This window comes from Coriobacteriia bacterium (assembly GCA_014859305.1).
Lineage (GTDB): Bacteria > Actinomycetota > Coriobacteriia > Anaerosomatales > Kmv31 > Kmv31.
This window is the reverse complement of the sequence record JACUUM010000007.1, coordinates 1-22,524: the sequence shown is the minus strand read 5'-3', so window position 1 is coordinate 22,524 and position 22,524 is coordinate 1. Positions and strand designations below refer to the sequence as shown.

Annotated in this window: 16 protein-coding genes; 14 read left to right on the top strand and 2 right to left on the bottom strand. The window is 71.5% G+C overall.

What is annotated here, in order from left to right; genetic code table 11:
* Nucleotides 1–144 precede the first annotated feature (144 nt).
* From IBX62_02280 to IBX62_02255, 6 genes are all read left to right on the top strand, one after another.
* On the top strand, nucleotides 145–1,266 hold the full coding sequence (locus IBX62_02280) for a glycosyltransferase family 9 protein (protein MBE0475909.1): 1,122 nt from the start codon (nucleotides 145–147) through the stop codon (nucleotides 1,264–1,266).
* Complete coding sequence (locus tag IBX62_02275; GenBank protein ID MBE0475908.1) at nucleotides 1,256–2,371, top strand: glycosyltransferase family 9 protein; 1,116 nt, start codon at nucleotides 1,256–1,258, stop codon at nucleotides 2,369–2,371. The genes IBX62_02280 and IBX62_02275 overlap by 11 nt, the downstream gene beginning before the upstream one ends.
* Nucleotides 2,372–2,442: 71 nt before the next feature.
* Nucleotides 2,443–3,435, top strand: a complete 993-nt coding sequence (locus IBX62_02270; GenBank protein ID MBE0475907.1) for a glycosyltransferase family 4 protein — start codon at nucleotides 2,443–2,445, stop codon at nucleotides 3,433–3,435.
* A 41-nt stretch (nucleotides 3,436–3,476) separates the two neighbouring features.
* Nucleotides 3,477–4,187, top strand: coding sequence for an SDR family oxidoreductase (locus tag IBX62_02265; GenBank protein MBE0475906.1), 711 nt, complete (start codon nucleotides 3,477–3,479; stop codon nucleotides 4,185–4,187).
* Between the two features lie 27 nt (nucleotides 4,188–4,214).
* Entirely contained in the window at nucleotides 4,215–5,828 is a 1,614-nt protein-coding gene (locus tag IBX62_02260) for a bifunctional heptose 7-phosphate kinase/heptose 1-phosphate adenyltransferase (GenBank protein ID MBE0475905.1), read from the top strand.
* Nucleotides 5,825–6,640 (top strand): glycosyltransferase family 2 protein, encoded by an 816-nt coding sequence (locus tag IBX62_02255; GenBank protein MBE0475904.1) that lies wholly within the window; start codon nucleotides 5,825–5,827, stop codon nucleotides 6,638–6,640. Before IBX62_02260 ends, IBX62_02255 begins: the two co-directional genes overlap by 4 nt.
* 3 nt (nucleotides 6,641–6,643) lie before the next feature.
* On the opposite strand, the gene IBX62_02250 is transcribed toward IBX62_02255, so the two are convergent.
* Nucleotides 6,644–7,963 carry an HD domain-containing protein gene (locus tag IBX62_02250; GenBank protein MBE0475903.1) on the bottom strand — a complete coding sequence of 440 codons (1,320 nt, stop codon included), beginning with the start codon at nucleotides 7,961–7,963 and terminating at the stop codon, nucleotides 6,644–6,646.
* Nucleotides 7,960–9,930: a HEAT repeat domain-containing protein gene (locus IBX62_02245; protein ID MBE0475902.1), complete on the bottom strand. Its 1,971-nt coding sequence runs from the start codon at nucleotides 9,928–9,930 to the stop codon at nucleotides 7,960–7,962. Before IBX62_02245 ends, IBX62_02250 begins: the two co-directional genes overlap by 4 nt.
* 151 nt (nucleotides 9,931–10,081) lie before the next feature.
* Between IBX62_02245 and IBX62_02240 the strand changes: the two genes are divergently transcribed.
* The 8 genes from IBX62_02240 to IBX62_02205 form a co-directional block, all read left to right on the top strand.
* Nucleotides 10,082–11,425, top strand: coding sequence for an HlyC/CorC family transporter (locus IBX62_02240; GenBank protein ID MBE0475901.1), 1,344 nt, complete (start codon nucleotides 10,082–10,084; stop codon nucleotides 11,423–11,425).
* A 68-nt stretch (nucleotides 11,426–11,493) separates the two neighbouring features.
* Complete coding sequence (locus tag IBX62_02235; protein MBE0475900.1) at nucleotides 11,494–12,015, top strand: PspC domain-containing protein; 522 nt, start codon at nucleotides 11,494–11,496, stop codon at nucleotides 12,013–12,015.
* Between the two features lie 5 nt (nucleotides 12,016–12,020).
* A complete protein-coding gene (locus tag IBX62_02230) occupies nucleotides 12,021–12,950 on the top strand; it encodes a hypothetical protein (protein MBE0475899.1) in 930 nt (309 codons plus the stop codon).
* A gap of 187 nt (nucleotides 12,951–13,137) precedes the next feature.
* On the top strand, nucleotides 13,138–13,488 hold the full coding sequence (locus tag IBX62_02225) for a PspC domain-containing protein (GenBank protein ID MBE0475898.1): 351 nt from the start codon (nucleotides 13,138–13,140) through the stop codon (nucleotides 13,486–13,488).
* Nucleotides 13,489–13,500: 12 nt separating this feature from the next.
* A complete protein-coding gene (locus IBX62_02220) occupies nucleotides 13,501–14,433 on the top strand; it encodes an amidohydrolase family protein (GenBank protein ID MBE0475897.1) in 933 nt (310 codons plus the stop codon).
* 107 nt (nucleotides 14,434–14,540) lie between these two features.
* Complete coding sequence (locus IBX62_02215; protein ID MBE0475896.1) at nucleotides 14,541–21,509, top strand: RHS repeat protein; 6,969 nt, start codon at nucleotides 14,541–14,543, stop codon at nucleotides 21,507–21,509.
* 37 nt (nucleotides 21,510–21,546) lie between these two features.
* Nucleotides 21,547–22,104 (top strand): VanZ family protein, encoded by a 558-nt coding sequence (locus tag IBX62_02210; protein MBE0475895.1) that lies wholly within the window; start codon nucleotides 21,547–21,549, stop codon nucleotides 22,102–22,104.
* Nucleotides 22,105–22,125: 21 nt separating this feature from the next.
* Nucleotides 22,126–22,524 (top strand): hypothetical protein (locus tag IBX62_02205; protein ID MBE0475894.1); only part of this gene is annotated, 399 nt, incomplete at its 3' end.

The window sequence follows — 22,524 nt, the reverse complement described above, 5'->3', positions numbered from 1 at the left end:
CGCCGCCGCCGCACCGCAGGGCCTGCGCGGCGCGCCGTCGAGCGTCTTCCCCGCGCCGTTTAGCGACGCCGGAGGCGGGGGTAGGAAGACCCCTGCTCTGGCCGAGCCGGACCGGCGGTGACCGCCGGGGCGGGGGGGACGACGGTGGATGGCGTCCGCGGAGCGGAACCGCGCTCGGTGGTGGTCGTGCGCGCGCTGCCCGGCGTCGGGGACTTCCTGTGCGCCGTCCCCGCGCTGCGCGCGCTGCGCCGGGCGGCGCCCGGCGCCCGCCTGACGCTGATCGGGCTGCCGTCGGTCTCAGGCCTGGTGGAGGCGTTCGCGCCCCTGATCGACGAGCTGCTCCCGTTCCCCGGCTACCCCGGGATCCCCGAGGTCCCGCTGAACCGGGAGGACCTGGAGCGGTTCCTGCGCGACGCGCGCGAGCGGCGGTTCGACCTCGCGGTGCAGATGCACGGGAACGGCAGCGCGATGAACGGGTTCCTTCTGGAGCTCGGGGCGAGGGAGGTGCTGGGGTATCGCATGCCCTGCGCGCCGGCGCATCCCGGCCTGGCGCCGTACGACCCCGGGCTCCCCGAGGTGAGCCGCTGGGTCCGGCTCGTGAGCGGCGCGGAGGGCGGGACCGGAGAGCGCGTGCGGTACCCCGTGGCGCGATCCGACCGCGAAGAGGCGAGGCGGCTGCTCGAGGCCGCGGGCTTGGGTCCGGGCGGGTACGCGTGCCTGCACCCCGGCGCGGCGGCGGCGGAGCGCAGGTGGGCGCCGGAGGGCTTCGTGCGCGTGGCCGAGGAGGTCGTCGCAGCGGGCGTGGGTGTCGCGCTCACGGGCACCGCGGAGGAGGCACCCGCGTGCGAAGCCGTCGTCGGGGCGGCACGCGTACCCGTGGCCGACCTGTGCGCGTCCACCTCGCTGGGCGTGCTGGCCGCCGTGCTGCAGGGGGCACGCCTCGTCGTGTGCAACGACACCGGCGTCGCGCATCTCGCCGCCGCCGTCGAAGCGCCCACGGTCGTCGTGTACACAGGGGCCTCGGACCCGCGCAGGTGGGCACCCGCGGGCTCCGTTCGCGCGGTGCTCCCGCGGGACGAGGCCCGACCGCGGGACGAGACCGTCCCGGAGCGAGACCCGGAGCTGCCCGCCGCGTGTGGAGGGCTGCCTTGTCCGATCCTCGCGGACCGGCCGCGGCCGCCGGGCCGGGTACCCGTTCGGGCCGTCCTCGCCGAGGTGCGTGACGCGCTGTCGGACCGGCCGCGCGGGAGGCCACATGTGGCGTGAACCGTTCTCGGCCGCGCGCCGCGTGCTCGCCGTGCGGCTGGACAACATCGGCGACGTGGTGATGCTCGGGCCCGCGCTGCGGGCGGTGAAGGCCGCGGGCGCCGCACACCTGACGCTGCTGTGCTCGCCCGCCGGCGCGCAGGCGGCGCCCCTGCTGCCCTGGGTCGACGACGTGCTCGTCGCCAGGGTCTCCTGGCAGGATGTGTCCGGCCGGCTCGCGGACGACGCGTCCGGCGACAAGCGGCTCATCAGGCACGTCTCGGCGGGGCGCTACGACGCCGCGATCGTCTTCACCAGCTTCTCGCAATCCCCGCTCCCGCCGGCGTACGCGTGCTACCTCGCGGGGATCCCGGTGCGGGCGGCGCACTCGCGGGAGTTCGCCGGCGCGGTCGTCACGCACCCCGTGACGCCCCCTGCCGACGAGACGCACCAGGTGGAGCGCAACCTGGATCTCTTGCGCGGGCTCGGTCTCGCGGCGCCGAGCCGCCCGCTCGAGGTACGTGTCCCGCCCGAGGCCCGGAGGCGTGCGCGCGCGCTCCTGGACGAGCGCGGCATCGGGGGCGGCTTCGTGGCGGCGGCGCCCGGCGCCGGCTGCTCGGCGCGCCGCTACCCCGCCACGTCCTTCGCAGAGGCCGTTCGGCTGATCGCCGCAGGCGGGCGCGGCGTGGCGGTGGTGGGGAGCGAGCGGGAGAGTGAGCTCGTCGGGAAGGTCGCCGGCGCGACGCCGGGCGCCGCGCCGGTCGCGGGCGAGACGGGCGTCCCCGAGCTCGCGGCCCTGCTCGCCGAGGCGTCGGCGGTGGTGGCGAACGACTCGGCCGCGCTGCACCTGGCGGACGCCGTGGGCACGCCCGTGGTCGCGGTGTTCTCGGGGACCGACCTGCCGGGGCAGTGGGCGCCCCGCTCGGTCCCCTCGGCCGTGCTCACCCGCGAGACGGCCTGCTCGCCGTGCTACGCCTACGAGTGCCCCCGGGACAAGGCGTGCCTGGCGATCCCGCCGGCGGAGGTCGCCGAGGAGGCCGCGCGGCTGGCGGCCGCCGGCGAAGCGAGAGGCCGGGCGACCGGGCGGGCACCGAGGGAGGACGCCGCGGCCGCGACGACCGTCTGAGCGGCGCGAAGGGCGACGGCACAGTGACGGACCGACGGCGCCGTAAGGGCGCCTCGAACGGAGGGAACGGCATGACGGCGACGCGCTTCGGACGACGGCGGGCCTACCGCCCGCACGTGCTCACCTGGCACGTGCACGGCAGCTACCTGTACTACCTGGCGCATGCGCCCGCCGAGTTCCACGTCCCCGTGAAGCCCGGGCGGCCCGAGGGGTACGGAGGGCGCTCGGACGGGCTTCCCTGGCCGGACAACGTGCACGAGGTTCCGGCCGAGGAGGCGCCCTCCCTGGAGCTGGACTGCGTGCTGTACCAGTCGAGGCGCAACTGGACCGAGGACCGGTACGAGATCCTCTCGCCCCAGCAGCGCCGCCTGCCGGGCGTCTACCTCGAGCACGATCCGCCCAGGGAGCACCCCACGGACACGCGGCACTGGGTGGACGATCCCGAGGTGCTCGTCGTCCACGTGACCCACTTCAACGACCTGATGTGGGACTGCGGCGAGTGCCGGACCCGCGTGGTCGAGCACGGCGTCAAGGTCCCGCCCGCCGTCCGCTACACCGGCGAGATCCCCCGCGGCCTGGTCGTGGTGAACGACATAGCCTCCCGGGGGCGCAGGCTCGGCGCCGACGTCCTGGACCGCGTGCGCGCCGAGGTGCCGCTGGACCTCGCCGGCATGGGATCGGTGCCTCTGGGGGGCCTCGGGGAGGTCTCACACGAGGAGCTGCCGCGCCTCATGGCTCACTACCGCTTCCTGTTCAACCCCATCCGCTACACGAGCCTCGGGTTGGCGGTGCTGGAGGCGATGCAGTGCGGCGTGCCCGTCGTCGGGCTGGCCACCACCGAGATGGCGGTGGCGGTACGCAACGGCGTGTCGGGGTACGTGGACACGGACGTCTCGCGCCTCGTCTCCCGGATGCGGGGCCTGATCGACGACCCGCTGTACGCGCGGCGCCTCGGCGAGGGGGCCCGGCGTGCGGCGTGCCGGCGCTGGGGGATCGAGCGGTTCGCGCGGGAGTGGGGCGAGCTGCTGAGCGAGGTGGCCGAGCGGCGGCCGGTGGCCGTGTGACGGACGGAGCCGGCTCCGCCGTCGTGCGGGAAGGAGGACCGATGAGGGAGATGGCAGGCAAGGTGGCCGTGGTGACCGGCGGAGCGCGCGGGCTGGGCGACGCGATCTGCCGGATGCTCGCCGAGGAGGGTTGCGACGTCGTCTCGGCGGACAAGCTGCACTCCCGTGCCGCCGGCGATCCCGCCCGGCCGGGGGTGACGACCCTGCCGCTGGACGTGAGGGACGCCGGCGCCGTCGCCGCGGGCCTGCGGCAGGTGGCCGACGAGCGCGGCGGCCTCGACATCCTCGTCAACGACGCGGCGGTCGACGTCACCAAGCCCATCGACGAGCTGTCGCAGGCGGAGTTCGACGCCGTGCTCGCGGTGAACCTGCGCGCCCCGTTCGCGGCGTCCAAGGCGGCGTTCCCGCTGATGCGCGCGCGAGGTGGCGGCGACATCGTCAACATCGCGTCCACGGCGTCGAAGCGGTGCTGGGCCAACGCGTGCGCCTACCATGCGACCAAATGGGGCCTGCTGGGCCTGTCGCACTCCCTGCACGCGGAGGGACGCGGGGACAACATCAAGGTGAGCGCCATCGTGTCGGGCGGGATGCGCACCCCGTTCCTGCTCGAGAGGTTCCCGGACATCCCGCTGGCGACCCTCCAGGACCCGGAGAACGTGGCCGCCGCGGTGCGCTTCGTGCTCACCCAGCCCGAGGAGTGCTGCGTGCCCGAGCTGATGGTGATGCCGCGCACGGAGACGTCCTGGCCGTAGGCGAAGGCGCGACGAGGGAGGGCCGTCATGTGGCGCAGGGACGCGCTGGGTCTCCTCGAGGAGTTCGAGGGCCTGGAGGTCGTCGTCGTCGGCGACGTGATCCTCGACGGCTACCTGAAGGGGCGTACCGAGCGCCTGTGCCGTGAGGCGCCGGTGCCGGTCGTGGCGCTCACGGGCGAGGCGGACGCGCCCGGTGGCGCGGCCAACGCGGCGGCCAACCTCGCGGCGCTCGGGGCGAGGGTGACGCTGCTGTCCGTCGTCGGCGAGGACGACGCCGCGGGCGCGCTGCGTCGCTGTCTCGACGCGGCGGGCGTGCCGTCGCATGGCCTCGTCGTGGATCGCGGGCGCGCCACGCCGGCCAAGCGGCGGCTGATGGCCGACGGCCAGATGCTCGCGCGCATCGACCAGGGGACGACCTCCGCCCCCGACGGCGAGGCGCAACGCGCGGTCGCGGAGCGGCTCGAGGGCGCGTACAGCCGGTGCGCGGCCGTCGTCGTTTCCGACTACGCCTGCGGCGTGGTCTCCGCCGGCGTCGCGCGGATGCTGGCCCGCCTGCGCGCCGAGGAGGGGCGCGCGCGACCGGTGCTGGCCGTGGACGCCAAGCGGCCCGACGCGCACGCTTCTCTCGCGCCGACCCTGGCGAAGCCCAACTTCGAGGAGGCGGTCGCGCTGCTGGAGCGGGCGGGCGAGCACGTGAGCGCGCGTCCCGGCCGCCGCGCCGCCGCCCTGGCGCCCCTGGCGCCCGTGCTCCTGGCGCGCACCGGGGCCGAGGCGGTCGAGCGGCTGGAGCGGGCGGGCGAGCACGTGAGCGCGCGTCCCGGCCACCGGGCCGCCGCCCTGGCGCCCCTGGCGCCCGTGCTCCTGGCGCGCACCGGGGCCGAGGCGGTCGTCGTGACGCTGGATTCGGAGGGCGCGCTGCTGCTGCAGCGGGACGGCGCCGTGCTCGAGCTGCCGCCGGTGGCGGTGGACCACGCCCATCCCTCGGGCGCCGGCGACACGTTCCTCGCGGCCGCGACGCTGAGCTGCGCCGCCGGCGGGGACGTCTCGAGCGCCGCCCGGCTGGCCGGCGCGGCGGCCGGGGTCGCCGTCCGCAAGCCCGGCACGGCCCCGTGCACGGCCGAGGAGCTCCGCGACGCGCTCGCGGGCAGCGAGAAGTACGAGCCCGATCCGGCCCGGCTGGCGGCCAGGCTCGCCGCCGAGCGCGAGCGCGGCCGTCGCGTGGTGTTCACCAACGGCTGCTTCGACATCCTGCACGGCGGTCATATCGCGTACCTCGACCAGGCCAGGCGCCTGGGGGACGTGCTCGTCGTGGGCGTGAACACCGACGAGTCGGTCTGCCGCATCAAGGGGCCGTCCCGGCCGGTCAACCCCCTGCCCGAGCGCGTGCACGTGCTCTCCGCGCTCTCCTCGGTGGACGCGGTCGTCCCGTTCGGGGAGGACACCGCCGACGCGCTGCTGGCCGAGCTGCGGCCCGACGTGTTCGCCAAGGGCGGCGACTACCTGGCCGAGACGGTGCCGGAGGCCGCCGTGGCCCATGCGCTCGGGATAGAGCTCGTGATCCTGCCGCTGGTCGACGACCGCTCGACGAGTGGCCTCATCGAGCGGATCGTGGACTCCTCACGGAAGGAGGGCCGGCCGTGAGCGGTCATGGGCTCGACGTGCTGATCCCGACCGTCGGACGCCCGGCGGCCCTGGCGGTCGCGCTGACGAGCCTCGTGGGGCAGACCGCAGGCGGCTTCCGCGTCGTCGTCGCGGACCAGAGCGAGGACGACGAGGTCTTCTCGCACGGCGAGTGCGCCACGGCCCTGCGGGTCCTGCACGCGCGGGGGCACGAGGTCGAGACGCACGCCCACAGGCCGCGCCTCGGCGTGGCCGAGCAGCGCGACTTCCTGCTCTCGCGCGCCGGCGCGCCGGCGGTGCTGTTCCTCGACGACGACGTGCTGCTGGAGCCGGAGGTGGTCGCCGCCATGTCCTCCGCGCTGGCCGAGGAGGGATGCGGTTTCGTCGGCTGCGCGGTGATCGGGCTCAGCCACCGCGGCGACGAGCGCCCGCACGAGCAGGAGGTCGAGTTCTGGGACGGCCCCGTCCGGCCCGAACGGGTGGATCCCAGCACCCGCGCGTGGCGGCGGCACCTCCTGCACAACGCCGCCAACCTCTACCACGTGCAGCGGCGGCTCGGGGTGACGTTCGAGCAGCCGCGGCTCTACCGCGTAGCGTGGGTGGGCGGATGCGTCCTGTACGACCGCGCCAAGCTCGAGACCGTCGGCGGCTTCTCGTTCTGGAGGGAGCTGCCGAGGCATCACGCGGGGGAGGACGTGCTGGCCCAGATGCGCGTGATGGAGCGGTACGGCGGCTGCGGGCTGATGCCCTCGGGCGTCTACCACCAGGAGCTTCCCACGACGATCCCCAGGCGCGACGTCGACGCGCCGCACGCGCTGGGCCTGGAGGCCTGAGCGCTACAGATGCTCCGATACGTTCAGGTCGAGGCTGTCCGGATGCACGACCTCCACGATCGTGCGGTCCTCCTCGGCGAGCTCGACCTCGGGCGGCTCGGCAAGCTGCGCTCCGTCGGGGTCGAACAGGAGCCGGACCCTCGGGTTGAGCGGATCGGGCCCGGCTCCGCACACGACGCCGGCCGAGTGATCGGATAGGCGCACCAGGCACCCCACGGGGAAGATCCCCAGCGCCCGGACGAACAGGCGCGCGAAGAGCGAGTCCACGGTGTGCCCCGCTTCCGCGATGAGCTGCATGACCGCACGGTCCGGCGTCACGGCCTCCGTGCCTCCGTTCGGCTTCGTGAGGTGCTCGTAGCGGTCGGCGACGGCGACCATGCGGCTGAAGGGGTGCGGGACGTAGCCGGCCCCGCGATCCGGCCAGCCGGAGCCGTCGGGAGCCATGTGGTGCTCGTAGGCCACGAGCATCGGCGCCTTGTCCTCCTCGGGCATGCGCGCGAGGACCTCCGCGCCGACGCCGGGGTGCAGCAGCCGGCTCCGGGCGGCCTGCTCGGGGTCGGTGCGGTCGAAGGCCGCCTTGCCGATGTCGTGCAGCAGCGCGCTGATCCCCAGCGAGGTCAGCCCCTCGTCGGGAAGGCCCAGGGCGCCGCCCAGCGTGAGGGCGTAGATCATCACGTTCACCGAGTGGAAGAGATCGGTCTCGCCGTGCCCGTTCATCGTCGCGAGGGCGAGGACGGCGGCCTCGTCCTCGGAAAGCCTCCCGAGGATGTTCGAGACGAGCATGCCGGCATTGGCGAGGTCGGGCGAGGCTCCCCGGCCGAGCTCGGCGGAGACCGTGCGCAGGACGCCGACGAGCTGCCGGTAGAGGGCCCGGTCCTGCCGGCGCAGCCGGTCGCGCTCCTCCCGCGCCTCGGCGTCCTCGTCCGCGAGCCTGGCCACGCTCACGTTCGCCGCGCCGCGCGAGGCCAGCTCGGCCTCCAGGTCCAGCTCGGGGGCGGGGCGCAGGGAGAGCACCTCGGTGAGCGCGAGCGCGTCGGGCTCGCCGAAGCCCGGGTGCAGGGTGAGGCTCTCGAGCTCGCGCGCCTCGAACGCCTCGGCCATGGAGGAGACCGCCGGGCCGTCGTCGGGCAGCACGACGCTCCGCACGTAGAGTCGGCCCTGGTGGAGGTTGAGCACGAACGGGCCCGAGGACGTCGCGTCGCGGACGACGCCGACGAGGCCGGCGGTCGCCTCGGCGAACTTGGGGTGCGACGGGGGGTACAGCTGCACGGCCCGCCTGGCGGCCGACAGGGCGGAGACGACCCGCACGGCGTGCTCGCTCACGCGGCACCTCCCGTCTTGGCCTGCAGCTCGATCGCCTGGGCGGCGAGCTGCCGGACCTCGGCGAAATGCCCGCGCTTGATGAGCGCCTTGCGCGACGCGAGCTTGCGCAGCGCCGAGGCGGCTTCCCCGCCGGGGATGCGCGCCAGCGCCGCGATCAGCTCCCGTGCGAGCAGGAAGTCCTTGCCGTCGACGTCGAGCGCGGCGAGGCGCGTCTCGAGCGAGCGGACCGCCGCCGCTCCGCCGCACTTGGCCAGCGAGCGGGCCGCGGCCATCGCGACTTCGAGGCTCGCGTCCGAGAGCATCTCGGCCAGCAGTCCCGCCGCGTCGGGTCCCGCTCCGGCCAGCCCGCCGGCTGCCTCGCGGCGCGACTGCTCGTCGGGGCGCCTCATGAGCGCGAGAAGCGCGTCGCGGGCCCGCCCGTCGGGCTCCTGCGCGAGGCGGCGGACGACCGGCCCCACCTGATACCACTGGGCACGCGGCGCGATCGCGACGAGCTGGTCCACGAGACGCCGGCCGATGAGCGTCTCGGCAGCGGCCAGCCCCTCCTCCTTGAGGCCCACGCCCTCCTCGCCGATCCGCTCCGCCGAGGCGTCGCCCCCGAGGCGGACGAGCTCAGCCGCGTCGGCGGCGAGCTCCGGCGAGGCGGCGACGGTCTCGAGCAGACCGCGCATCGCCGGGCCGGTGAACGCCTTGGCGATGGAGGCTCGCAGCCGCTCGTCCAGGCCGGGCCACGGCTGCACTTCGGCGGACTGGCGCTTGACCATCTCGCCGAGCACGCGCGAGGCGGTCCGGAGGTCCCCCTGTCCGAGCAGGGTCGGCACCGTGAGCGCGAGCGCGTCGGCCGCCCGGCAGAACAGCTCGAAATCGCGCTGCTGGTCGAGGAGGGTCAGCATCGTGGTGACGGAGCGTCTCGTGACCTCTCGGCCGTCCGCGGCCTCGCCCCGGACGCGGCCCAGCTCCTCGGATGCCACGTCCGCGCGACGGATGGTCTCGCGGTACGCTTCCGCGTCCGCCAGCGGCGGCTCGGGCGTCTGGTCGGTCCGCACCTGCACCATATGCTCCAGGAAGGCGGCCTCCTTGCCCCCGCGGCCGTAGGCCTCCAGCGCCTGCTGGACCTCGGCGAAGACCGATCGCATCCGGTCGGCGAGCGGCAAGCGGGTCAACGCGCTGGACAGCGAGAGCATGTTCTGGCCGAAGAGGCCGGAGCACAGCGCCCCGGCGATCTCCTCCGTGCCGACGAGGCCGAACGCGCGCTCGGCGAGCCGGCGCACCACGCCCTCCCCCATGGCGACGCCGAGCAGCGCGTCCTTGCCTTCGGCGTCCAGCTTCGAGAAGGCGCGCGCCAGGGCCTCGGGCAGCGCTCCGCTCTCCCCGCCGGCCGTCTCGTACAGCTCGGCGAGCCCCTCCGCGAGCGCCGCGGGGTCGCCCTTCGCGGCCGCGGAGATCCACGCCGTCAGCTTGTCGGGGTCCGAGGCGAGCTGCCGGAGGAACTCGTCCACGTCCCCGACCTCCTCGGGCGAGACGTCCTCGGCGACGGTGAGGGCGACGTCGGTGACGCGCACGCCCTCCACGCCCTCGGCCGTCATCACCGCGGCCAGCCCGCCCTCCGCGCGCAGCTCCTCGGGGGCCCGCGTCACGGCGGTGAGGAAGGCGAGCAGCTCCTCGGTGCTGCAGCCGGGCAGGAAGTCGATCTCGGCGATGCCGTGTGAGCGGAGCAGGTCGGCGAAGTCGGCCGTCCCCGTGGAGCCCGGCGCCACGGCCTCGCCCGCGCGGGTGAGGCCGTCGCGGGCCACCGCGAGCGAGAGCACCGGCTCTCCGGCGAGGAACGCCGCCAGCGCGGTCGCGGCGCCCTCGGCCGACTGGCGCGGCATCGGGCTCGACGGGGGGTAGAGGCGCAATGTCTTGGCGGCCGTCGCCACGGTCCTGACGATCGCCTCCAGCCCGCGCGCGGCGTCGAAGTCCGTCATGTCCCTCCCAACGGGCGCGCCAGGGCGAGGCGCGTGGACGCTCCGAATAGGTGTATCGGCCGCCCCGGCCGTGGGGCTGAAGCCCTACCTGCGGTTCGGAGGGCGCGCGCCGCCACGGGTTACGCGTCGCGCGTACTGGTAATCTAGTGGCATGAGCGCATACGTCGGCGAGGTCCTGCTCATCCTGGGCCTGATCGTTCTGAACGGCTACTTCGCGGCAGCGGAGATCGCGCTCATCAGCGCGCGGCGCGCGCAGCTGAAAGACGCCGCGTCCAAGGGCTCGCGCGGCGCGGGCGTCGCTCTGGGGCTGACCGAGGACCCGTCCAAGATGCTCGCGTCGATCCAGATCGGCATCACGCTGGTGGGCTTCCTGGCATCGGCGACCGCAGCGGTCAGCCTGGCGCGCCCGCTCGCCGGCCGGCTGCGGGCGCTGGGCATCCCGTACGTCAGCGACATCGCGGGCGGTCTGGCCGTCGTGCTGGTCACCCTGCTCATCTCGTACCTCACGCTCGTGCTCGGCGAGCTGGCGCCGAAGCGCCTCGGGCTCCAGAAGGCCGACGCCGTCGCGCAGCGCGTCGCCCGCTCCATCGACCTGGTCTCGCGCGTCGCGGCGCCCCTCACCTGGCTGCTGGCCCGCTCGACCGACGTCGTCGCGCGCCTCCTCGGCGTCACACCCGGGGAAGGCAGACCCGGCGTCTCCGAGGAGGAGATCAAGCTGCTCGTCACCGAGCAGGGCACGCTGCTCGAGGAAGAGAAGCGGATGATCCACGAGATCTTCGAGCTCGGCGACACCGTGGCGCGCGAGATCATGGTCCCGCGCGTCGACATGATGATGCTCGAGGACACGACCACCGTCGCCGAGGCGGTGGATGCCTTCCGCGCCTCGGGCTTCTCGCGGCTGCCCGTCTTCCACGAGGACCAGGACACCATCGTCGGCGTCGTGCTGCTGAAGGACCTCGTGGGACCGGTGGCGGCGGGCGAGATGGACGAGCCGGCCGCCTCGCACGTCCGGCCGCCGCTGTTCGTCCCCGAGACCAAGCGGATCCTCGAGCTCCTGTCCGACATGCAGACGCTGCGCAACCACATGGCCATCGTGGTCGACGAGTACGGCGGCACCGCGGGGCTGTTGACGATCGAGGACATCGTGGAGGAGGTCATCGGCGAGATCGCCGACGAGTTCGACATCGAGCGCCGCGTCATCACCCAGCTCGGCACCGAGGAATGGGTGATCGACGCGCGCCTGTCCGTGGAGGAGGCCGGCGAGAGCCTCGGACTGCCGGTGCCGGAGTCCGAGGAGTACGAGACGGTCGCCGGTTGGGTGCTCGCCGAGCTCGGTCACATCCCGGTGCCCGGGGAGTCCGTCCGTGCCGGCGACTTCCTCTTCGAGGTGCAGTCCGTCCGGAGGCGGCGCATCTCGCGGCTGCGCGTGCGACGGGTAGGACCGGAGCCGCCTCCGCGCCGGGGGGGCGGCGCCGAGGCGCCCTCGCCCGGCTAGGGGCGCTGCGGACGGGGCGGACCGGCCGCCGGGGCCCGGCAGCCGGGGAAGATACGAGGAGGACGCGCATGGATCGGACGCTTTACCGGAGCCGCGGCGACAGGGTGATCGCCGGGGTGGCGGGCGGCCTCGGCGAGTACCTGGGGGTGGACCCGGTGCTGATCCGCGTCGGCATCGTCCTGCTGGCGCTGGTCGGCAACCTCGCCGTGGTCGCGGCGTACATCGTCATGGCCATCGTGGTGCCCGAGGAGCCCGCCGCAGGCGAGCGCCCCGCGGGCGCGGAGACGGAGGTCCGCATGGCCGAGGAGAGGATGGGCCCGGGCGACATGCCCGAGCCGGGCGACTTCGGGCGGCCGCCGGCCCCCGACCCGTTCAAGAGCGCGCCCCCGCCGGCGCCGCCACCCCGCGGCTCGCAGGGACCGCAGCCGGAAGGCCCAACGAGACGGGGAGGGACCACGGCCGGCCTCGTGCTCATCGCGCTGGGCGTCGTCTTCCTGCTCCAGCGCTTCATCGGCTTCGACATCCTCGGGCTGTGGCCGCTCATCCTGATAGCCGCCGGCATCTGGATCATGTTCCGGCGGAGGAGGTAGCGGCCGTGGAGCCGAGGGTCAAGCAGGTCTTCGACGGCCTCTCGCTGGTGGCGGTGGGCCTCGTCTTCCTCGCCAACACCACCGGCGCCCTGCCGTGGTCGGTGTGGCTGAACATCATCTCGCTCTGGCCGCTGCTGCTGGTGGCAGCGGGGATCGACCTCGTCGGCAAGAGCCTCGGCAGCACGTGGGTGCGGGTGCTCTCCAGCGTGGTGTTCATCGGCGGGCTGGCCTACGCGGTCTTCCTCATGCCCGCCGACGGCTGGCCCGGCACCTTCGGGGTCGACCTCGCCGGGCGCGAGGCGGTCGAGTCCTCCGGCTCGGCGGGCACGGCCGAAGGGCTCGTCTCGGCCGAGGCGCGCGTCGAGGCGCCGGTCGGCCGTTTCACGATCGGCTCCGGCCGCGCCGGCCGGCTGGTCTCCTGGGACGGGCGCTCGCCGTACGGCGAGACCACGGTGGATGTCTCCGAGGAGGGCTCGAGCGCGGTGGTGACCGTGCGCGCGGCGAGGGGGCCGAGGGTCTTCCTCGGCCCCGGCAGGGGGGCGCGGTTCGACCTGCTGCTCAGCGAGGAGGTCACCTGGACGGTGAAGGTCGATGCGGGGGTCGGCGAGCTGGAGGCCGACCTGTCGGACCTCGCCCTCGAGGGGTTCGAGGTCGAATCGGGCGTCGGCAACGGCACGATCACGCTCGGCGAGCCGGTGGCGCGCGGCTCGCGCGTGAGGGCGGGGTCGGGCATCGCGTCGCTGACCCTGCGAGTCCCGAGAGGAGCCGAGGGACGCGTGCGGATCAGCAGCGGTATCGGCAGCAGGGACCTGCCCGGGCGCTTCGAGCGGGCCGGCGACGGGACGTGGGCGACTCCCGGTTACGACGGGGCCGTGCGTTCGTGGGACATCGTGGTGGAGTCGGGCATCGGGAGCCTGAGGGTCGAGACGTACTGAGGCCGCGACGCCCGCGGGCACGACTGAGGCCGCGACGGGCTCGGGCAGGCCGCGCGAGCGAGAGGAGGAGGCGTTGGGAGAGGAGCGCAAGACAGAGGACAAGGTGGGGCTCATCGTCGGGCTGGTGCTCGTGGCGCTGGGGCTGGCGGCGCTGACGAACGTCACGTTCCTGCCTTGGCTCGGGCCGATGCGCCGCGTATGGAGCGTCGGCCGCGAGATCTCCGGGCCGATCGCCCTGATCATCCTGGGCGCGGCCATCCTCTACTACTCCCGTCGCGGCGGCTTTCGCGCGCCTGCCCGGGGGCAGCGGCTCTACCGCTCCCGCGACCAGAAGATGGTCGCGGGAGTCATGGGCGGCCTCGCATCCTACCTCGGCACGGACCCCACGGTGTTGCGCCTCGTCACGGTGGCGGTCGCGATCTTCACGCCCCTGCCCGTCGTGCTGGCCTACATCGTGGCGGCGATCATCGTGCCGCTCGAACCGGAGGCCGGAGCGCCGCGGGCGCCCGCCGCGCCCCCGACACGCCCGCCGGGATAGGGCGGACGGAGGATGACCCGGATCACGCCGGCTCCTGCGACGCGCCCCGGCGACGTCGTCGACGGTCATGTCCACCTCTTCGCGCAGGGGCTCTTCGAGGAGTACGTCGAGAAGCACCCCGACGTGGACCCGCGCTTCACGCGTGCCGTGCGCGAGCGCAGGTTCGGGCGGCGCGGGGACAGTCTGCCCGGGCTCACGCCCGGGGAGATGGCCGAGGACTTCGTCCGGCGGCTGTCCGGCGCGGGCGTCGCCAAGGCCGTGGTCGTGTCCGTCGTGCCGGACTCGCAGTGGACGCGCGACTTCCTCGTCGCGGCGCGCGGCCACGTGCACGCGCTGGCCAACCTCGACCCCCGCTCGCCGGAGGCCCCTGGGCTGCTGGAGCGCGAGACGGCGGCCGGTTTCCGCGGCGTCAAGCTGCTGCCCGTCAACCGCTGCTACCACCTGTCCGACCCCGCGTGCCGCCCGTTCTTCGAGCGAGCCGCCGAGCTGGGAGCCGCCGTCACGATCCACTACGGCGTGACCGTCGACCCCAGCGGCGACCTTCGCTACGCCAGTCCGCTGGACCTCTCGCCGGTAGCGCGCGACTTCCCCGAGATCACGTTCGTGATCGCGCACTTCGGCGCGGGCTGGCTGGACGACGTTCTCCGGCTGGCCTACCAGTGCCGCAACGTCTGCGTGGACTCCTCGGGCACGAACAACTGGATGGACTTCGTCCCGGAGGAGCTGACGCTGGCGGACGTCTTCCGCCGCACGCTCACGGCCCTCGGTCCGGAGCGCGTGCTCTTCGGCACCGACTCGGGGACCATGCGGCCCTACCGCGCCTGGATCAAGCACCAGCAGGTCCGCACGCTGCAGGAGCTCGGCCTGCCGGCGCGCGGCCTGGACCTCGTGCTGCGGGGTAACGCCGTGCGCATCTTCCGCCTGGACGAGCCGCTCGTGCCGTAGGGGCGCGCGGCGGAGGGGTCGGCGGCGGGGATGGGTGGATGTCAGGTCTTGACATCCCCCCCCTGTTCATAGTGACCCTGGGGAAGGGATCGACGGGGGAGGGGACGATGAGGGGGAGGACTCTCGCAACATCCACGTTACGGTTCATGCTCTCGGCCGTTCTCGCGCTGGGGCCGGTGTTCGCGAACGCGGCACCGGCCCTTGCTTCTCGGGCCGAAAGCGGCGCCGGCGAAGGCGGTTCGAGCGCGGCAGCAGCGGAGCCTGAGGTCCTCCGCGAGCTCGTCGAGAACCGCACCGAGACCAGCCGCGAGTTCCTGCTCGACAACGGGATGATCCGCGCCGAGTACTTCGCGGCCCCCATCCACTACCGCAACCCCGCCACCGGCGAGTTCGAGCCGGTCGATGCGACGCTTGCCGGCGCCAGGGTCGCCGGGCGGCGCGTCGCGACGAACAAGGCGAACAGCTTCTCCGTCCAGCTGCCCGACGTGCTCACCGGCGATTGGGTGAGCATCGAGAAGGGGCGCGCGAAGGTGTCCCTGCGCCCGGCGCCGGCCGGCCGGGCGGGGGAGGCGGAACCGGCCACCGCCACAGTGGTCGCCCGCTCGACCGAAGCGACCGAGCGCGTCTATCCGAACGCCTTCGCGGGTGCGGATCTGGCCTACGAGTCGCGCGCCGACGGCCTCAAAGAGACGATCGTGGTGCACGAGCCCGACTCCGGCAGCGTCTTCGGCTTCGACCTGCGTCTCGAGGGACTCACGCCGCGCTCTGAGGCCGACGGCTCGATCTCGCTTCTCGCCTCTGCCGAGACGACGCCTGTCTTCACCATCCCGGCTCCCTACATGTACGACTCGTCCGAGACGACCGAGGGCGGGATGCCCGACTTCGGCCCGGTCCGCTACGAGCTCTCGGGCTCGGCACCTGTCTGGCAGCTCGATGTCGTCTGTGACAAGGAGTGGCTCTCCGCTCCAGAGCGCGTCTATCCGGTCATGATCGACCCCTCTGTCGTGACGGAGTCGGCAACACCGCTCGACACCTACGTGTCCAGCCGCGGCGGCTACCAGAACACCAACTACTCGAGCCACATCTACGTGTGGACGAACAACCACGACCCGGCCGAGTACTGGACCGAGTACGGGCTCGTGCAACCCGGCTCCACGCTGGTCTCTGACATGGCCGCAAAGAAGGCAGACGGCTACAAGGTGGTCGCCTCGCGCTTGAGGTACTTGGTCTACAGCGTCAAGGGGGCCGGCTATGTCCTCGCACGGCGATGCACCACGTCGGTCAACATCGGCACGGTGACGTGGAACACCCGCCCGAACTTCACGAACACCGGTGCGAGCCCGTACGAGTACTGCGGCACGGGCTGGAAGCAATTCGACGTAACGGAGATCGTTCGCTACTGGCAGGACAACTCCCTCTCCGCGAGCTACTGCACGGTCCACCTGGCGATAACGGACGGAGGTCACGTCTCCTTCCGCTCCGACAACTACAGCAGCGGTCGCCCCTCGTTCGCGATCGACTACGCGCCGACACCGGTCGTTACCCGTACCTCCCCCACGAGCGGGAACGTGACGAGCCTCCCGAAGGCACGCTGGACCTACTCAGAGGCCCAGGGCAACCCTCAAGTCGAATACCAGGTCGAAGTCGCGCTCTCTCCCGGCGGCGCCCCGGTCGCGACGACCTCCGGCACGGGCACGGCAACAGAGTGCAACCTGCCGACCCCATCGGGAGGCTGGGTGGTCGGCACGACCTACTACGTGCGCATGCGCGCCGCCAGCTCTCCGTCCACCCAGGTGCCGCGCCTGTGGTCGGCCTGGACGTCGGCCGGCGACTTCACGCCGGCGCTGCCGCCGCCGCCCACGGTGACGCGCACCTCGCCGACGAGCGGCGACGTGACTTCCCTGCCGAATGCGGCCTGGACGTACTCCAGCTCCCTGCCGCAACTGCAGTACCAGATCGAGGTTGCGCTCTCTCCCGGCGGCGCGCCGATCGCGACTAGCTCGGGCACAGGTACCGCCACTCAGTGCAATCTCCCTGCACCCCCTTCCGGCTGGGAGGTCGCCACCACCTACTACGCGCGGATGAGGGCGGCGGGCGATCACACCGGGACGTTCGCCACATCCCCGGTGTGGTCGTCCTGGACGTCCTGGGGCAGCTTCCGTCTCACACAGCCGGTCGTGACGCTCACCTCGCCAACCAGCGGTTCCGTCACGGCGCTGCCGGGCGCCAGCTGGACGTACTCCGGCCCGGATGCACAAGTCGCATACCAGGCCGAAGTCGCGCTCACGGCCGGCGGAACCCCGATTACAACGACTTCCGGCACGGGCACGGCAACAGAGTGCAGTCTGCCTACTCCCCCGGGCGGCTGGGTCTCCGGCACGACCTACCACGTCCGGGTCCGAGCCGGGAGCAGCCCCTTCGGGGCGACAGTGTGGAGCACGTGGTCCGCATCCGGGAGCTTCACGCCCACGCTCCCGTCGCCCCCCCCGGCGGTCCTGGCTACCGCAACGGCAGGGGATGACTGGTTCAGCGAAGCCGACACGAACGGCGACGGCCTCAACGACGTGAAGAACGACAGCGCCAGCGAAGGCAGGGGCCACGTCGATCTCGCCTGGGACCCGTGCGCCGGAGCGGATGGCTACAGCGTCTACCTCTTCGATGGCAACACATACCGAAAGGTCGGCGACACCGACTCTCAGTCCTGGTCGAGCGCCGGCGCGCACTTCTTCCCGACGGATACGCAGATCGCCGCTCTGGCCGACGGCACCACGGCGAACCCGTTCAGGAGCGGTGACGGCGTGGGCCTGCGCGACGATCCTCGGCCACTCTACGCCAAGACCGCGGGCGAGAGCATGGACGCGACAGCCGCCTACGCGTTTCGCGTCGTGCCCTACAACGAGTTCGGGGAAGCGGCTGTCGCGGGTGCGCCTGAGGCGCTCGTGCGTCTGGACGACCGCACGATCGGCGTGAACGACGAGCAGCGGCTCGTGACCGCCACGATGGTCGACGACATGCTCGGCCACCACGCCGAAGCGGTTCTCAACCGGGCGGCGGCGACCCTTTCGATCACGGACCTCTCGATCGCCTCCTGGGGTCCTCCCGCCGCACTCAGCCGCTTCTACGACTCGACCGCCCTTGCCGCGAGCACCTTCGGCCCCGGGTGGCGCTTCAACTTCGAGCAGGCCATCGAGACCTCGACGACGACCTTCGTCGACGAGCGCGGGGAGCGGCACCGGTTCTACCTGCGAGACGGCACCTACCACGGGCCCGACGGCTTCGTAGCCGACCTCACCCGCGAGTTCGTCGGGGCCGAGCTGGGCTACCGCCTCAGCTTCAAGGGTGGCGATTCGGTGCTCTTCGATGCCGCCGGGCGACTCGTGGCCGACTCCGACCACAACGGCAACACTGTCGTCTACGACAGATCAGTCTCAGGCGAGCTTTCCATCTGGGCAGCCAACGGCCAGCGGATCGTCGTGGTCTTCGACGGGGAGAGGATCGCTTCCGCCACCTACGCTACGTCCGATGGCACGCGCACCGTCACGTACTCCTACGCCCCGGCCACAGCGACCGCCCACTACTTCCCCGGCACCGAAGACGACCACGAGATCGTCTACACGTACGGATCGGGAGAAGGCGATGCAGGCCGGCTGCGACTCATCACCATGCCGGACTACGTCGGAGACGCGCAGCCGCACTTCGACTACTTCAACATCGGTCAGAGCCTGGCGGCCACCTGGGGGCTCGACTACTACTGGACGGGCCAGCTGCGCTCCTGGGTTCCGCCGAGCTACTACGGCTTCTTCTCGCCGGGGGCGGACGGCTGGGTCTCGTACTCGGGGCGGTCGGCCGTCTTCTACATCGACGGGCAGAACGGGGCCAACCCGCCAGAAGACGGCGCGCGCTACACCTGGAACCCGACCGGGACCGTGGCATCGCGCACGAACCCTGAGAACACCGGGACCTGGACGTATACCTACGATTCCTCCGGCAACGTCGTGGGTGAGCGCTGGCCGGAGGGCAACGTTCTCTCCCGCACCTACGATGCTCGGGGCAACGTGCTCGCCGAGACCGACGGGCAAGGCAGGACGACACGCTACGGCTACGAGAACGACCGCGTGGTCGAAGAGACCTCGCCGCGCGGCGCCAAGACCTACTACACGTACACATCCGGCAACCTCATTCGCGAAGAGCGCGTGCTCAACGCGGCCGGCGATCGTGCGGTCACGGAGTACAGCCACAACGCGTCGGGGACGGTGACCCAGCAGCGCGTCAAGATCGACCCGACCACCTGGGCGGTGACCGACTACTCCGACTTCGCCCTGAACGGGGAAGCGCAGACCACCACCCACCGAGACGTCGAGCTCTCTGTCGGCGGGCCGGTGACGGACCTGGTGAGCGCGAGGAGCTATGACGCGTTCGGCAACCAGCTCTCGGAGAAGGATGCCTCGGGGCGCTGGGTGACCAAGCGCAGCGTCTACACGATCTCCGGACGACTGCGCTCCTCGGAGGTCGTGACCGGCACGGTCATGCACCACTCCTACTATCGTGCGGGCTGGACGTACGAGACGAGCACGACCGCGGGGAGCGAGGTCGCGAACCGCACCTGGGCGGTACGCGACGCTAGGGGGCGGACCTTCTATCAGGGAGTCCTCGACGCGCAAGGCGACATCGGGCCCATGGAGCAGGTCGACACCTACCCCTCCGGGAATCCGTGGCGCATCACCTACTACCGTGACGACAGGGCCAGCTGGGAGGATGCCAACGAGCGCTTCACCTACGACTACTCGGGGCGCCTCACCTCCTCGCGCAGCCGCGACCTGGACCACATCGAGCAGAACAAGCTGCGGCTGACCTACGATGCCGAGGGCCGCGAGACACTGCGGATCGAGCCGGGGAACACCGTCGGCACATCCACGACCTACTCGCCGACCGGAGACGTGTTGCGCGTCGACGAGCCGGACGGGACGTGGGTGACGTATGCCTACGACGCAGACGGCAACCGGATCTCTGAGACGCGCCCTGCGGGCGACGGCGAGGTGACCAAGCGCTTCATCTACGACCTCGGCGGGCGCCTGGTCGAGTCGGTCGACGAGAAGGGCGCTGCCACGACGTACACGTACGACCTGGCGGGACACCAGGTCGCAGCGGGCATCGGCGGGGCAGGCGGCTCGACGCGTGTGCTCAACACAGCCGGCTGGGAGCTCTCGCGAACGGATGCCGACGGGCTCACCACGAAGACTGCCTATGACGGCGCGGGGCGTACGACGCGAACCGACGTCGCCGGCAAGGTGACGGAGTTCGACTATGACGGCGCCGGCCGCCTGACGACCCAGACGGGACCGGACGGGGCCGCCCATCACGACTACGACGCCTTCTTGCGGGCCACCCGCACGTGGCACACGCGAGGCCAGGAGATCATCAAGGACGTCCGCACGCGCTACGACGAGTACTCGCGGGTGCTCGAGACCTCCGAGACCGTAGGCGCCGTTGCCAAGCACCTGGTCTACCGCTCGGAGTCCTCCGGCAACACCGAGCGACTCCAGCACGCGAGCATCTCGTACTTCGGGGCGAGTAGTGAGATCGCCTACAGCACCCGCGGGCTCGAGGCGAACCGCCAGGTGAGTAGCGGGACTCTCGGCTTCACGTGCACCGTCGGCATCCGCGATGCGCAGGGCCGCCCGACACGAACGACGATCGCCGGCCTGCCGGCTGCCAGCACTGCCTACGACGCTGCGGGCAGGATGACCGCCCAGACCGGGCTGGGCTGGGCGGGTGCAGGGGCGCTCTACACGTACGGCGCGGCCGGGCGCAAGACCGCCGAGTCGCTTGTGCTCGCGTATCCCGACACCACCTTCACGGGCGCGTACGGCTACACCGGCGAGGGCCGGCTCAACTCGGCGACCATCGACGGGGCGACGACGACGTATGCGCATGACGCCTCCGGCTCGCTCTCTCAGTACCGAAGGGCCGGCGAGGCCACGACGACGCTTGCCTACGATGCGGCCGGCAGGCTCTCCCAGACGGGCACGACGACCTTCGGCTACGACCGGGCCACCGGTGTGAGGACATCCCAGCGCGCAAGCGGCGAGACGAGTGTGACCTTCACGTTCACGGGCGCAGATCGGCTTCGGCACTACAGCGACCCGAACCGCGCAATGGAGGCGACGTATGCCTACGACGCGCAAGGTCAGCGGATCTCGGCGGTCGTGACGGAAGGTAGCCTCACCACGACGCTTCGCTACACCTACGACGGCCTGTCGCTGCTGCGGCTCGACGCGGCGCGCTCGGACGAGAGCACGTACTCGCTGACCTACTTCTACGACGAGGCCGCCAGGCCGATCGCCGGCATCTACGAGGCCAGCGACGCCGCTCCCACGCTCTTCTACCTGATCACCACCGACCGAGGAGACGTCGTCGAGCTGCTCGATTCGAACGGAGCGCCCTTCGCGACGTACCGCTACGACGCTTGGGGCAACCCGATTGCGGCCGGGACGCGGACGCGCACGACCACTGAGATCACCTCGGCCGCACTTGCTGCCGCGATAGCGTTTCGGCAGGTCCTTCGCTACGCGGGCTACTGCTACGATGGCGGCACGGGGCTGTACTACCTCTCGGCCCGCTACTACGACCCGGCGACCTACCAGTTCCTGAGCAAGGACCCGGCGAAAGACGACGGCGAGGAGAGCGCCTACCAGTACTGCGGCGGGAATCCGGTAGGGGGGGTCGATCCCACTGGGTTGTACTCACAGAAGGGCTTCAGTTTCACGTCAACTGTGGGTGCTTGGCGCAAGTACTCCGGGCCACACGTTTACATGCGTATTACAAATGTGCGCACGTACGCTCGCGACTTCAGCGTTATGCTGGAGAAGAAGCGATGGTGGGGTGCCCAATCCATGGGTGGATTCAATCGTATACCTGCTGGTGGAGGCTCGAGGCACTATCTGCAGTGGAATAATGTTGGCGGTGGAACGTATCGCTTCCGGTATTCCACCAGCTGGGGTTACTATTACAATGGTGGTAAGAGTGTGGGCAAGTACTCAGTCAGAATGGATGTTGAGTTCGGTAGCAAACGGTGATTGCTCCTGACAGCGTCGTTGCACGGATGGAGAGCGCATGACACTCACACCTCCCTGGGAATCACCATTCCTCTATGCGCTGGTGTATTCTCCATTCCTTGTCCTAGGCCTGGCACGACGCCACGACTGGCGGTCATTCCTGCTGGGGCAGCTGCTCGTTGTCTACATACTGGTCCTCCTCGGCATCGTGTTCACGCCTCTTGCCCTAACCGCACATAGCCTGTTCCAAGGAGAGCCGACAGACCCGAACTTGATTCCGCTGCACACGATAGCGGCTCTCCTTCAGGACCTACCTCCGTCCGCGCCATCGCTTACGCTTCTTGCGAAGAAGCTGCTGCTGTTCTTCCCGTTGGGATTGCTGCTACCAGCTACTTCGCGTGATAGTGTCACGTGGCCGCGTGTCTTGACCATCGGTGCCGCATGCGTGATAGGAGCAGAAGTGACGCAGTACGTCTTGCTGATTGGTGGGCGAACGTATGGGAAGGGTGCTGACGTTGACGATGTTGTGCTCGGACTCGCCGGCATCGCGCTCGGCTTTGTGGTGTGGTTGAGGCTGGGTCCTTTGCGAGCTGGAGGGAATGAGCCGACTAGCTAGACCTCGGAGACTGTCGGGGTGGTGAGCAAGCACCTGGTCTTCCGTTCGGAGACTGCAGGAAACACGGAGCGACTCCAGCAGGCCAACATCTCCTACTTCGGCACCTCAAGCCAGATCGACTACGACGTCCGCAATCTTGAGACGAGCAGGCAGGTAAGCGCAGGGACGCTGGGCTTCAGTAGGGTCACGGGCAGCCGTGACGCGCAAGGCCGACCGCTCAGCACCACCATCTCACGGCTTCCCAGCGCCGGCACGACCTACGACGCGGCCGGACGGATGGCCACGCAGACAGGTCTCGGGTGGTCAGGCGATGGTGCGCTCTACACGTACGGGGACTCGGGGAACAAGACGGCCGAGTCACTGCCCCTGGCCTACCCGAGCAGCACGCTTGAGGGCACCTACACCTACACCGACGACGGA

Excerpts from the sequence above, each read along its gene's own strand:
- IBX62_02275 (MBE0475908.1), top strand. The coding sequence starts at position 1,256 with ATGTGGCGTGAACCGTTCTCGGCCGCGCGCCGCGTGCTCGCCGTGCGG.
- IBX62_02270 (MBE0475907.1), top strand. The coding sequence starts at position 2,443 with ATGACGGCGACGCGCTTCGGACGACGGCGGGCCTACCGCCCGCACGTG.
- IBX62_02265 (MBE0475906.1), top strand. The coding sequence starts at position 3,477 with ATGAGGGAGATGGCAGGCAAGGTGGCCGTGGTGACCGGCGGAGCGCGC.
- IBX62_02260 (MBE0475905.1), top strand. The coding sequence starts at position 4,215 with ATGTGGCGCAGGGACGCGCTGGGTCTCCTCGAGGAGTTCGAGGGCCTG.
- IBX62_02245 (MBE0475902.1), bottom strand. The coding sequence starts at position 9,930 with ATGACGGACTTCGACGCCGCGCGCGGGCTGGAGGCGATCGTCAGGACC.
- IBX62_02240 (MBE0475901.1), top strand. The coding sequence starts at position 10,082 with ATGAGCGCATACGTCGGCGAGGTCCTGCTCATCCTGGGCCTGATCGTT.
- IBX62_02235 (MBE0475900.1), top strand. The coding sequence starts at position 11,494 with ATGGATCGGACGCTTTACCGGAGCCGCGGCGACAGGGTGATCGCCGGG.
- IBX62_02225 (MBE0475898.1), top strand. The coding sequence starts at position 13,138 with ATGCGCCGCGTATGGAGCGTCGGCCGCGAGATCTCCGGGCCGATCGCC.
- IBX62_02220 (MBE0475897.1), top strand. The coding sequence starts at position 13,501 with ATGACCCGGATCACGCCGGCTCCTGCGACGCGCCCCGGCGACGTCGTC.
- IBX62_02215 (MBE0475896.1), top strand. The coding sequence starts at position 14,541 with ATGAGGGGGAGGACTCTCGCAACATCCACGTTACGGTTCATGCTCTCG.
- IBX62_02210 (MBE0475895.1), top strand. The coding sequence starts at position 21,547 with ATGACACTCACACCTCCCTGGGAATCACCATTCCTCTATGCGCTGGTG.